Genomic DNA, 11,855 nt, shown 5'->3' with positions numbered 1-11,855 from the left:
TTTTTGGTCGCATTTCCGACGGTCAACCGGTGTCTACCTGACCTGAAAATGCTCTATATCCTCCCCTCGGCCTGCAGCCTGCCGAGCGGAAACGCCGTCACCGCATCGTCCGGCGCGTTGAGCCGCTTCACCGCCGCGTCGCAGTCCATCTTCATCTGCGTGACCAGTTCATCGATGGACGCAAAGCGCCTGTCGGGGCGGATCAGGTCGATGAACTCGACGAACAGATGCCGCCCATAGAGATCGCCCGCAAAGCCGATGAGATAGACCTCAAGGAAGGTGCGCCCGGTGTCAAACGTCGGTCGGTCGCCGAAATAGCCTGCTCCCTGCCACACCGGGGCAGCGGGCGTCTCAGCATCGCGCACCCTGACCGCATAGATGCCGCGGAACGGGTCCGCCCCCTTGTCCAGCACGATGTTGAGCGTCGGAAAGCCGATGGTGCGGCCGCGCTGGTCGCCCTTCACCACCTCGCCCAGCACGCTCCAGCGATAGCCAAGCTCGCGCGCCGCCGCCGTCACGTGTCCGTGCCGCAGCGCCTGGCGGATGTTGCTCGACGAGAAGGGCGAATGCCGGTCGCCCTCATCCGTCACCTGTTCGACGATGGTGACGCCGAAACCGAATTTCGCGCCCAGCTCCGTCATGGTGGCGGGCCCCCCCTTGCGGCCCTTGCCGAAGTGGAAGTCATAACCCATCACCACATGCCTCACCGCCAGCCGCTCCACGAGGTGCAGCCGCACGAACGCCTCGGGCGTAAGTTCCGAAAGCGCCCTGTCGAAATCCAGCACCGCCAGAAAGGAGGCGCCCAGCGCCGCGACGAGCCGCGCTTTCAGCGGCCCCGGGGTGAGCCGGAACACCGGCTCGTCCGGGCGGAAGAAGCTGCGGGGATGCGGCTCGAAGCTCATCACGCCCCACGGAATTGCAAGCCGCGCGCCCTCCGCCGCCGCCCGCGCCAGCAGCGCCTGGTGGCCGCGGTGCACGCCGTCGAAATTGCCGATGGCGGCGACGCCGCCGCGGCAGGCTTCAGGAACAGGCGACAGGCCCGCGATCGCTTGCATTCCGGTCCCTTATCACGTCTGCGGCGCGCCGTGCCATGACAGGTCATGGACGGTGGCCACGATGCGGGCATGCGGCACGGCGTTCAGCACCCGGGCCTCCGCCGCATGCAACCCCTCGCCCGCATCCGTCACCCCTTCTGCAACAAGCAGCGCGTCAAGGCCATAATCGGCGGCGCCGCGGATATCGGTGTCCGGCCCGTCGCCGATCGCCAGGATATCCGCCGCGGCCACATCCGCGCCGCGGATGCGCCGGGCCTCGGCCAGCGCGAGGTCATAGATCGGCGCGAAGGGCTTGCCCGCCATCAGCACCTCGCCGCCGCGCGCCTGATACATCTCGGCAAGCTTTCCCGCGCAATAGAGAATGCGCTCGCCCTTCTTGACGATCTTGTCCGGGTTGGCGCAGATCATCGCAAGTCCGCGCCGCTTCATATCGTCGAGCAGCGGCTCGTAATCCCCGAGCCTGTCGTTGAGATCATCGAACAGCCCGGTGCACAGCACGGCCTCGGCCGCGTCGAGGCCAACGCGCGCCACCCCCGTGCCCTCATAGATCGACAGGTCGCGTGCGGCGCCCACGTGATAAACGCCCCTGCTTCCATGCAGCCTCATCAGCACCTGCGTGACGTCGCCCGAGGTCACGATGCGGTCATGCGAGGCGGGGTCAACGCCGATTTCGAGCAGTTGTCTCTCCACACCCAGATTGCTGCGCGGCGAATTGGTGACGAGGATGACGGCGCCGCCCCTCGCGCGGTGCCGCTTCAGCGCCGCCACCGTTACGGCAAACGGCGTCACGCCATTGTGCACGACGCCCCAGATGTCGCAGAACCATATGGGATAGGCGTCGGAGAGTTCCTGCATGACGGGCGGCGCGCCGTCAGGCGGCGTTGGCCGTGCGCGCGGCGGAGGCCGCAATGCCGGCATCGGGCTTCACTTTGCGCGGCGGAGCGAAGAAAGGACCATAGCCGAAACGCGCGGCGCGGCTTGCGGCTGCGGCCTGCTGGGGCGTCTTCACGTCGCCCACGATCACCTGAATCTGCAAGGCGCGCGCCTGCCTGGCGAAATCGGCCCAGGCGGCATGGGGGCCGTTTCCGGCATCCACCGCATGCGGCGGAAAGGCCAGGAAGCGCACGCCGATCTGGCGCAGCGCGGCCAGGTCCAGCCCGCCGAGAAAGACCTCGCGCAGCGCCAGCGTGGCGCCGTTGCGGGCGAGCCTCGCCAGGTTCTCGATCCCCGCCGCGTCGAGGCTTCCCAAATCCTGCTGGGCGAATTCGAACACCATGCCCTGCGCCACGTCGCCATCCTTCTGCAGCAGCGCCATCAGCTTTGCCGCTTCCTGAGGCGCGCCGAGCGTCGCCCTGCCCACCGGCACGAAGACGCGAAGCCCGGGATTGCGGTTGCGCAGGCGGCGCAGCACCGGGGCCACCATCTTCACCATGCGCAGGTCGAGCGCGGGCCGCATGCCGCCCTGATCGGCCTTCAGTATCACATCGTTATGGCCGATCAGCTTGCCGAGGGCATCGGTCAGCCCCACCATCGCGCGATAATGGCTGGTCGAACCGGATGCCAGGTCCACCACCGGCTCGAGCAGCAGCGTCAGCTCCTCGCGGCCCGCGGCCTTGCCCGGCTGGGGCGGCGGCGCGGCGGCGGCGGCCGGGGGCTCCGCCTCCGGGCCATTATGGCGCCACTGTTGCCGGGCGCCCGCATAATCATGGAGTTCGCGGCGCAACAATTTCATATCGCGCGATACGGCGGCGAGTTCGGCGGTCGTCACCGTGTCGCCACGCAGATGTTCCACTCTCCCGAGGCGCGTTGCAAGATCGTCGGACTTCACGGCCAGCCCGCGCAGCGAATCCTGCTGCAGCCACAGCCATTCGTCATGGCGCTGCAGCTTCACCACCGCCACGGTCACGGTCAGCAGGATGCAGCAGGACAGAAGCAGGATCGCCCCCGCCACTGCCATCATCTGGGGCCCGGCGGACGCGACGATGTAGGCCGCAATTCCGATCGCAGCCAGCGGAAAAGCGGTGAGCCCCAACATCACCGGCGCCATGTGTCGTGACATTCTGCCTCGACCCTTTACCCCGTCACGTGTTCCGCCCGGCAATGATTCGGTCACGATTCCGAGCAACTGCTTATGGGATTGCATGAATCGCCCTTTCCGGGAAGCCCCGTTTTCCGCTGTCCCACGCAAAAAGGCCGGAGGGGTTGCCCTCCGGCCTTCGCAACTGCGGTAGAACTTCTTGCGATCAGGCCACGGAGGCCAGGATCTTCGGCATCTTGTCGGAGAAGATTTCGTCGATCTGGTTCTCGTTGATCATCAGCGGCGGCGAGAGTGCAATCGTGTCCGCAGTGATGCGGACCAGCATGCCCACGTCATGGAAGCCATTCTCCATGGCTTTATAGGCGCGCAGTCCCGGCGAGCCCTCCACCGGCTTGAGGTCGATGGCGGCCACGAGGCCCAGGGTGCGGATGTCCTCGACCAGCGGGTGGCCCTTGAGCGTGAAGGCGGCCTCGGCCCAGACGTTTTCAAGCTTCCTGGCGTTCTCGAACAGCTTCTCGTCGCGATAGAGGTCCATGGTGGCAACGCCCGCCGCGGCCGCCATCGGGTGGCCGGTATAGGTATAGCCGTGGAACAGCTCGATCACATGGTCCGGCCCGTTCATGAACTTGTCGTAGATGCCCTGACGCACCATGCATCCGCCCATCGGCACGGTGCCGGAGGTGACCCCCTTGGCAAAGGTCAGGATGTCCGGGGTGACGCCGAAGCGCTCGGCGGCAAAGGCATGGCCAAGGCGGCCGAAGCCGGTGATGACCTCGTCGAAAATCAGCAGGATGCCGTGCTTGGTGCAGATCTCGCGCAGGCGCTTCAGATAACCCTTGGGCGGCGGCAGCACGCCGGTCGAGCCCGCCATCGGCTCCACGATCACCGCGGCGATGGTCGAGGCGTCATGCAGCGCCACAAGACGCTCAAGCTCGTCCGCCAGGTGCACGCCCCACTCCGGCTCGCCCCTGGTGAAGGCCTGTTCCTTGCGGTTGTAGGTGTGCGGCAGGTGATCGACGCCCGCCAGCATGGCGCCGAACCACTTGCGGTTGGCCACCATGCCGCCCACCGAAATGCCGCCGAAGTTCACGCCGTGATAGCCGCGCTCGCGCCCGATCAGGCGGGTGCGGCTCGCCTCGCCGTTGGCCCGGTGATAGGCCAGCGCGATCTTCAGCGCCGTGTCGGCGGCCTCCGAGCCCGAGTTGCAGAAAAAGGCATAGTTCAGGTCGCCCGGCGCCATGGTGGCAAGACGCGAGGCGAGTTCGAACACCTTGGGGTGGCCGAACTGGAAGGTTGGCGCGAAGTCGAGCTCGGCGGCCGCCTTCTGGATGGCGTTGACGATGGGCTCGCGGCAGTGGCCGGCATTCGAGCACCACAGCCCCGCTGAACCGTCGAGGATCGGGCGGCCGGTCATGTCGTAATAGTGCATGTCCTTGGCGCGGGCGATCATGCGCGGGCGCTTCTTGAAGGCGCGGTTGGGCGTGAAGCCCATCCAGAACGGCTCAAGATTGTTGGGCGAGGGCTCCCAGTTGGTCGCGCCGTCCAGGTTCACAGGCTTGTTCATCGGTCAATTCTCCTCCAGGCGATGCGCAGTGATAGCAGAAAGGCCATGGGCAGGGAAATGCGCCAGCTTTGACCGTTGCCTGGACCAGAGCCTGTTTCCGGACACCATCCCGCAATGTGTCAGAACAAGCGCAGCACGGCCCGCACTGGGCTTGCGTCGAGGTTCTCGAACTTCAGCGGCAGCGCGATGAGTTCATAGTCGCCCGGCTCCACATGCGCGAGCGCGAGGTTCTCCAAAATCCGCATGCCGGCCTTGCGGCAGGCATGATGGGCGGCGAGGGTCTTCGAGCTTTCCGGGTCGACCGACGGGGTGTCGATCCCGGCGAGCATTGCGCCCCTCGAGGCCAGCAGTTCCACCGTCTCCGGGGCCAGCGCGCGGAAGCCGCCGGGCCACCTCTTCGGGTCGAGCGCATCCATCAGCCGCAGCAGGATGCGCGGGGGTGCATCGTCCAGTGCGGCGGCAATGCCGGAGGGCATGCACAGCGGCCCCGCCCCGCGCGCATCGATGACGCGGCAGGGGCCGATATAGGGCTCCAGCGGCAAGGCGGCGGCGGGCGCACCCGTCGCGTCGTAATGCAGCGGCGCATCGGCATGGGTGCCGCAGTGCACGGAGAAGGACACGCGCGAGACATTGACGGGGCAGCCGGGGCCGAGCCGGAAAGTCCAGGCCTCCTCATAGGCCGCATCGCCGGGAAAGCCCGCCATGCCGGGGGAAAGCCCCTGCGTGATGTCGATGATCACGTGACCGCCTTCCGCGCCAGAAATTGCGGCTCGTTCCATTCAGCCCTGTCGAGGATGCGGGCGAGGATGTCGACGGCGTCCCACACCTCCGTGAAGCTGGTGTAGAGCGGCGCGAAGCCGAAGCGCATCATATCCGGCGCGCGGAAGTCGCCCACCACATTGGCGGCGATCAGCGCCTGCATCACGGCATAGCCTTGCGGGTGGTGGACCGACACGTGCGAACCGCGCCCGTTCATGTCGCGCGGGCCTGCCACCATCACGCCATGCGGCGCGAGGCGCTGCTCGACGAGGTCGATGAAGGTCTTGCACAGCGCGAGGGACTTGCGCCGCAGCACCGTCATGTCGACATCGTCCCAGACGTCGAGCGCGGCGTCGAGAGCCGCCATGGACAGGATGGGCTGCGTGCCGCACTGGTTGCGGATGATGCCCGGCGCGGGCCTGTACTCGGGTTCGAAGGCGAAGGGCGCGGCATGGCCCCACCAGCCCGAGAGCGGCGGCCGCACCTTGTCCTGCAAGTCCGACTTCACATAGAGGAAGGCGGGCGCCCCCGGGCCGCCGTTCAGATATTTATAAGTGCAGCCCAGCGCGAAATCGGCGTCGGCCGCCGCAAGCTGCACCGGCGTCGCGCCCGCCGAGTGCGCGAGGTCCCAGATGGTCAGCGCGCCCTTATCATGCGCGCGCCTGGTCACCGCCTTCATGTCGTGGAGGCGCGCGGTGCGATAGTCCACCTCGGTGATCATGGTGAAGGCCACGCTCTCGTCGATCGCGTCCATCACCTGCCCGGGCTCGACGACCTTGAGCGCATAGCCGTCATCCATCAGGCCGCGGAAGCCTTGCGCCACATAGAGGTCGGAGGGGAAATTGCCCGTGTCGGACAAAATCACGCGCCGCGCCGGGTTGAGCTTCGCCGCCGCGCCCAGAAGCTTGAACAGGTTCACCGAGATGGTGTCGCCCGCGATCACGCTGCCCGCCGGGGCGCCGATCAGCCGTGCAATGCGGTCGCCGATCTTCCGCGGCAGGTGGAACCAGCCATGCTCGTTCCAGGACTTGATGAGGGTCTCGCCCCATTGCCTGGCCGCAACCTCGGCGAGGCGGGCGGGCACGTTGACGGGCAGCACGCCCAGCGAATTGCCGTCGAGATAGATGAGCCCCTCGGGAATCGAGAAGGCGGCGCGCTTGTGGGCGAGCGGGTCTTGCGCGTCCAGGGCTTCGCAACGGCTGCGGTTCATCGCATCAGGCTCCGTATCTCTCGAGATAATCCGCGTGGACCTTGTCGAAGCGGCCCAGATATTCCTTCGCATAGGCGGCATAGTCGACGCCGGGCGCGGCGAGGAAGAGTTCCGAGATCATGCCCCACACCGCCTCGCGGAGCGCACTCGCCGCCTTCATGGCATGGAAGGCGCGCCACATGGCCTCGGTCGGCTCGCGGCCGAAATAGCGCTCGAGGATCAGCGTCTCGCCCGCCGCATCGAAGGAGTTGTTGGCGGAGATCGAGGAGAGATCGAACATCGCGGTTCCGAACGCGCCATACTCCCAGTCGATGAGCCAGAGCCTCTTGCCGTCGTCCATGAAATTGCCGGGCAATATGTCATGGTGGCCGAAGACGATGGGGAGCGGCAGCTGTGCTGCCTCCAGCCGGTCCACGATTTTCGCCCAGCGCGGCGCCTCGCCCGCCAGCCGGTGGCCATGCCGCTGAAGCGTCGCGGCGTAGTCGCGCAGGATCTGGAACACCCAGAAAACCGCGCCCTGCCCCGTGATGCGCCTTCCCATCTCCGCATGGCAGCGCTTGAGGATGTCGACGCAGGCCCCCGCATTGGCGCGCACATCGGCCTCCGCATAGGTGCGGGCCTCCACGAAGCGCAGCACCATCAGCCCGTCCCCGGCGTGGACCAGTTCCGGCGACAGCCCGGCCTCGAAGGCGGCGCGCGAGGCAATCGCTTCACGTTCGCGTGAAACCTGGTGGAAGGGATAGTCGCCACCCAGCCGGGCCACATAACTTCCGGTCGAATCGGTGACCTTGAAGCTCGCGTTGCTGACGCCGCCCTTCAGCGGCGTGACGGTGATGGGGCCTTTCCACAGGGGAAGCGCCCTCATCCGGGCTTCCGCCGCCCCGCCATCTGCCTTTTCCGCCGCCTGCATGGCCTGTTCCCGACGTTTCCCGTTGTCCGCGCGCGACATTCCACCGCAGCGCGCCTGCAAGTCAACGCCGCGCCGCGGCATGGCCGGGTCTCCCGCGCGTCTTATTCGCGCGGCCGGCACGCACGGCGGTTGACCTTTGGGGTCCGGGTGGCCCAAAATGCCATCCGATATTTAAACAGGTGACGCACCATGCAATATGAAGCACCAGAAACGACCAAGGCGGCAGTCGGCCTGCTCGCCAAGGCCAAGGGCAGTGCCTATGTGCTCGCGGGGGGCTCGGACCTTCTCGTGCGCATGAAGGGCGGATTCGTCGAACCCGATCTCGTGGTCGACATCAAGCGCATCAAGCCGATGCGCGAAATCAGGAAGACCGCGAGCGGCTTCACCATCGGCGCGGCGGTGTCCTGCGCGGAGATGAACGAGAACAAGGCGCTCATCAAGGCCTGGCCGGGCGTGGTGGAGGCCGCGGGCCTCATCGGCTCGAAGCAGGTGCAGAGCCGCTGCACCGTGGTGGGCAATCTGTGCAATTCCTCGCCCGCCGCCGACAGTGTTCCCGCGCTTTTCGCCGCCGGCGCCAGGGCGGTGATCCAGGGTCCCAGGGGCAAGCGCAAGGTGGCCGTCGAGGACATTCCCGTGGGCCCCGGCAAGAACGCGCTGAAGAAGGGCGAGCTGATCGAGGCGATCGAGCTTCCCGCCCGCAAGGGCAAATCGGGTGACGCCTATCTGCGCTTCATCCCGCGCAGCGAGATGGACATCGCGGTGGTCTCGGCCGGCGTCAGCCTGACGCTCGACGCCAAGGGCGTGATCAAGGATGCCCGCGTGGCGCTGGGCGCGGTTGCTCCCACCGTTGTGCTGGTGAAGGCCGCCGCCAAGGCGATCGTCGGCACGAAGCTTGACGGCACGGCGCTCGAAAAATTGGGCGAGGCCGCGTCGGCCGCCTGCAGCCCGATCGACGACAAGCGCGGCACCGTCGAGTTCCGCACCAAGGTTGCCGCCGTGCTGGCCAGGCGCGCCGCTGAGATCGCATACAAGCGCGCGGGAGGTAAGTAAGATGGCCGTTCTCGTTTCCACCACCATCAACGGCGACAATGTGGAGTTCGCCTGCGATCCGCATGAGTCGCTGCTCGACGTGCTGAGAAACCGCCTTGGCCTGACCGGCGCCAAGGAGGGCTGCGGCACGGGTGACTGCGGCTCCTGCTCGGTGCAGGTTGACGGCCGCGTCGTGTGCGCCTGCCTCATGCTCGGCGTCGAGGCGGAAGGCCATGAGATCGAGACGGTCGAGGGCATGTCCCACGGCGTGGAGCTGCACCCGCTGCAGACCAAGTTCATCGAGCATGCCGCGCTCCAGTGCGGCGTGTGCACACCGGGCTTCCTGATGGCCGCCAAGGCGCTGCTGGAAAAGAACCCGGATCCCACCGAGGAAGAAATCCGCTTCGGTCTGGCCGGCAATCTCTGCCGCTGCACCGGTTATGACAAAATCGTGCGCGCCGTCCAGGACGCCGCCAAGGTTATGAGGGGTTAAGACAATGGCTTCTGAAAGCACCATGGCCCATCCCTTCGAGGATGCGCCGAACCACGTGACGCCGACCGTCATTCACGATCCGGTCCTCGCCAGGACGGATTTCAAGAGCGTGGGCACGCGGCCCCTGCGCCCCGACGGCCTCGACAAGGTGACGGGCCGCGCGCGCTATGGCGCGGACTTCAGCATGCCGGGCCAGCTCGTCGGCCTCGTGCTGCGCAGCCCGCACGCGCACGCCAGGATCAGGAAGATCGACACGTCCAAGGCCGAGAAGCTTCCCGGCGTGAAGGCCATCGTCACCGCGGCGGATCTGCCCGATCACACCGGCGGCGACCAGTCGATGTATGACATTCTCGAGAACTGCATGGCGCGCGGCGTCGCGAAGTATGACGGCCACGCGGTGGCCGCCGTCGCCGCTGTGGACGCGCCCACCGCCCGCAAGGCGCTGAAGCTCATCAAGGTGGACTATGAGGTCCTGCCGCACGTCACCGACGTGGACGAGGCGGTGAAGCCCGGAGCCCCCCTGGTGAACCCCAGGCTCCTCACCGAGGGCGTGGAGCCCAGGCCCACGAAGCCCTCCAACATCGCCAAGCGCACCGAGTTCGGGCACGGCGACGTGGACGCGGGCTTCAAGCAGGCCGACGTCATCGTCACGCGTTCCTTCCGCACCGAGCAGACGCACCAGGGCTATATCGAGCCGCATGCCTGCGTGGCCTCCGTCTCGCCCGACGGCACGGGCGAACTCTGGGTCTGCACGCAAGGCCACTTCGTCTACCGCAACCACTGCGCCATGCTGCTCGGCATGGACGTCTCCAGGCTGCGCGTCACCTCCTCGGAAATCGGCGGCGGCTTCGGCGGCAAGACGCATGTCTGGGCGGAGCCGGTGGCGCTCGCCTTGTCGCGCAAGGCCAACCGCCCGGTGAAGATCACCATGACGCGCGACGAGGTGTTCCGCGCCTCGGGTCCGACGTCTGCGACCTCGATCGACGTCAGGATCGGCGCCAGGAAGGACGGCACGATCGTGGCGGCGGACGCCACGCTGCGCTTCTCCTGCGGCCCCTATTACGGCATGTGGGCCGAGCTCGGCTCCATGACGGCCTTTGCCTGCTACGATCTCAAGAACGTCCGCACCGTCGGCTACGAGGTTCTGGTGAACCGCCCGAAGACCGCCGCCTATCGCGCGCCGTCGGCCCCCATGGCGGCCTTCGCGGTCGAGAGCGTCATGGACGAGCTCGCCCACAAGATCGGCATGAACGAGGTGGACTTCCGCATCAAGAACGCGGCCAGGCAGGGCACCAAGGCCTCCTACGGCCCGGTCTATGGGCCGATCGGCATCGGCGCCACGCTGGAAGCGGCCAAGAAGCACCCGCACATGTCCGCACCTCTGGGCAAGAACCAGGGCCGCGGCATGGCCTGCGGCTTCTGGTTCAACTTCGGCGGCCAGACCTGCACTGACATCAACGTCGGGCCCGACGGCTCGGTGACGCTGACGGTCGGCACGGTCGACGTCGGCGGCTCGCGCGCCTCGATCGCGCTGTGCGTTGCGGAAGAACTGGGCGTTTCCTACGAGCAGGTGAAGTGCATCGTGGCCGACACCGGCTCGCTCGGCCACAATGACATGACCGACGGCAGCCGCGGCACCTTCTCGTCGTCCATGGCCGGCATTTTCGCCGCCCGCAACGCCATCACCGTGCTGCGTGAGCGCGCCGCCAGGATGTGGGAAATCCCGGTGGACGACGTGAAGTGGGAAGACGGCCACGCCAAGGCGGTGGGCGAGAAGTACGGCAACCTCGCGCCCCTCTCGCTGAAGGAGATCGCGGCGGCCGCCGTCAACACAGGCGGCCCCATCGCGGGCCACTCCGAAATCGTCGCTGACGGCGCAGGCGTGTCATTCGCCACGCATATCGCCGACGTCGAGGTCGATCCCGAAACCGGGCGGAGCAAAATCCTGCGCTACACGGTCATCCAGGACGCCGGCAAGGCGGTGCACCCGGCCTATGTGGAAGGCCAGTACCAGGGCGGCGCGGCCCAGGGCATCGGCTGGGCGCTGAACGAGGAGTATATCTACGGCAAGGATGGCCGCCTGCAGAATGCGGGCTTCCTCGACTACCGCATCCCGGTGTGCTCCGACCTGCCGATGATCGACACGCAGATCCTTGAGATCCCCAACCCCAACCACCCCTATGGCGTGCGCGGCGTCGGCGAAACCTCGATCGTTCCGCCGCTCGCCGCCATCGCCAACGCCATGTCGAACGCCTTCGGCGTCCGCATGACGCATGTTCCCATGTCGCCCCCGCGCGTCCTCAAGGCGCTCGAGGCGGCCAAGAAGGCCTGATTGGCCGAGATACACCTCTGGGGGGCGCTCCGTCCGGCAGCGGGCGGAGCGCCCACCGTTTCAGTCGACGCCAAAACCATCCGCGAACTGTTCCGCAAGCTCGAGGAAACCTACCCCGGCATGGCCCCGCACCTGGCGCGCGGCGTGGCCGTGTCGATCAACGGCCGCATCTACCGCGACGACTGGGGAAAGGAACTGCCCGAGGGCGCGGAAATCTATCTGCTGCCGAGGATACAGGGCGGCTAGCTCACGGCTCCACCTTCTCCCACCCATCATGGCCGGGCTCGTCCCGGCCATCCTTTTTGGTGGCAGCGAAAAAGATGCCCGGGACAAGCAACTGTCGATTTTCAGTAGCTGTGGCGGAACTCCGTGTTGTCTCGCATGATGGCATTGAGGATGGTGAGGAACTTGTGCATGGCTGCGACGAGGGCGACCTTGAAGGGTTTTCCGGCTTCCCGGAGTCGT

General features: G+C 66.8%; 11 protein-coding genes and 1 pseudogene. 4 read left to right on the top strand and 8 right to left on the bottom strand.

Annotated elements, in window-relative coordinates:
• Window positions 1-53: 53 nt before the first annotated feature.
• From IOC69_RS04670 to IOC69_RS04640, 7 genes are all read right to left on the bottom strand, one after another.
• Window positions 54-1,055 (bottom strand): bifunctional riboflavin kinase/FAD synthetase, encoded by a 1,002-nt coding sequence (locus IOC69_RS04670; RefSeq protein ID WP_290542372.1) that lies wholly within the window; start codon window positions 1,053-1,055, stop codon window positions 54-56.
• 12 nt (window positions 1,056-1,067) lie between these two features.
• Window positions 1,068-1,910, bottom strand: coding sequence for a TIGR01459 family HAD-type hydrolase (locus tag IOC69_RS04665; protein WP_290542371.1), 843 nt, complete (start codon window positions 1,908-1,910; stop codon window positions 1,068-1,070).
• Window positions 1,911-1,926: 16 nt separating this feature from the next.
• Window positions 1,927-3,114: an EAL domain-containing protein gene (locus tag IOC69_RS04660; protein ID WP_290542370.1), complete on the bottom strand. Its 1,188-nt coding sequence runs from the start codon at window positions 3,112-3,114 to the stop codon at window positions 1,927-1,929.
• Window positions 3,115-3,298: 184 nt separating this feature from the next.
• Complete coding sequence (locus IOC69_RS04655) at window positions 3,299-4,657, bottom strand: aspartate aminotransferase family protein (RefSeq protein ID WP_290542369.1); 1,359 nt, start codon at window positions 4,655-4,657, stop codon at window positions 3,299-3,301.
• A 119-nt stretch (window positions 4,658-4,776) separates the two neighbouring features.
• Window positions 4,777-5,397 carry an arylformamidase gene (gene kynB, locus IOC69_RS04650; protein ID WP_290542368.1) on the bottom strand — a complete coding sequence of 207 codons (621 nt, stop codon included), beginning with the start codon at window positions 5,395-5,397 and terminating at the stop codon, window positions 4,777-4,779.
• Window positions 5,394-6,626 (bottom strand): kynureninase, encoded by a 1,233-nt coding sequence (gene kynU / locus IOC69_RS04645; RefSeq protein WP_290542367.1) that lies wholly within the window; start codon window positions 6,624-6,626, stop codon window positions 5,394-5,396. The genes kynB and kynU overlap by 4 nt, the downstream gene beginning before the upstream one ends.
• A 4-nt stretch (window positions 6,627-6,630) precedes the next feature.
• Entirely contained in the window at window positions 6,631-7,491 is an 861-nt protein-coding gene (locus IOC69_RS04640; RefSeq protein WP_290542366.1) for a phosphotransferase, read from the bottom strand.
• Between the two features lie 234 nt (window positions 7,492-7,725).
• Here IOC69_RS04640 and IOC69_RS04635 point away from each other — a divergent pair, with 234 nt between their 5' ends.
• Genes IOC69_RS04635 through IOC69_RS04620 form a run of 4 tightly spaced genes read left to right on the top strand, consistent with a single transcriptional unit; the run spans window position 7,726 to window position 11,636 of the window.
• On the top strand, window positions 7,726-8,586 hold the full coding sequence (locus IOC69_RS04635; protein ID WP_290542365.1) for a xanthine dehydrogenase family protein subunit M: 861 nt from the start codon (window positions 7,726-7,728) through the stop codon (window positions 8,584-8,586).
• Between the two features lies 1 nt (window position 8,587).
• Complete coding sequence (locus tag IOC69_RS04630; protein ID WP_290542364.1) at window positions 8,588-9,058, top strand: (2Fe-2S)-binding protein; 471 nt, start codon at window positions 8,588-8,590, stop codon at window positions 9,056-9,058.
• Between the two features lie 4 nt (window positions 9,059-9,062).
• Entirely contained in the window at window positions 9,063-11,390 is a 2,328-nt protein-coding gene (locus IOC69_RS04625; protein WP_290542363.1) for a xanthine dehydrogenase family protein molybdopterin-binding subunit, read from the top strand.
• A complete protein-coding gene (locus IOC69_RS04620; protein WP_290542362.1) occupies window positions 11,391-11,636 on the top strand; it encodes a MoaD/ThiS family protein in 246 nt (81 codons plus the stop codon).
• A gap of 101 nt (window positions 11,637-11,737) precedes the next feature.
• Here IOC69_RS04620 and IOC69_RS04615 read toward each other — a convergent pair.
• A pseudogene (locus IOC69_RS04615) lies at window positions 11,738-11,855 on the bottom strand (IS110 family transposase); the annotation flags it as partial.

Source organism: Aestuariivirga sp. (genome assembly GCF_020252405.1).
Classification (GTDB): Bacteria; Pseudomonadota; Alphaproteobacteria; order Rhizobiales; family Aestuariivirgaceae; genus Aestuariivirga.
This window is presented reverse-complemented; position numbering and strand designations above follow the sequence as displayed.

Coding starts and splice junctions, on each gene's coding strand:
- IOC69_RS04670 (WP_290542372.1), bottom strand. CDS start 1,055: ATGCAAGCGATCGCGGGCCTGTCGCCTGTTCCTGAAGCCTGCCGCGGC.
- IOC69_RS04665 (WP_290542371.1), bottom strand. CDS start 1,910: ATGCAGGAACTCTCCGACGCCTATCCCATATGGTTCTGCGACATCTGG.
- IOC69_RS04660 (WP_290542370.1), bottom strand. CDS start 3,114: ATGTCACGACACATGGCGCCGGTGATGTTGGGGCTCACCGCTTTTCCG.
- IOC69_RS04655 (WP_290542369.1), bottom strand. CDS start 4,657: ATGAACAAGCCTGTGAACCTGGACGGCGCGACCAACTGGGAGCCCTCG.
- kynU (WP_290542367.1), bottom strand. CDS start 6,626: ATGAACCGCAGCCGTTGCGAAGCCCTGGACGCGCAAGACCCGCTCGCC.
- IOC69_RS04640 (WP_290542366.1), bottom strand. CDS start 7,491: ATGAGGGCGCTTCCCCTGTGGAAAGGCCCCATCACCGTCACGCCGCTG.
- IOC69_RS04635 (WP_290542365.1), top strand. CDS start 7,726: ATGCAATATGAAGCACCAGAAACGACCAAGGCGGCAGTCGGCCTGCTC.
- IOC69_RS04630 (WP_290542364.1), top strand. CDS start 8,588: ATGGCCGTTCTCGTTTCCACCACCATCAACGGCGACAATGTGGAGTTC.
- IOC69_RS04625 (WP_290542363.1), top strand. CDS start 9,063: ATGGCTTCTGAAAGCACCATGGCCCATCCCTTCGAGGATGCGCCGAAC.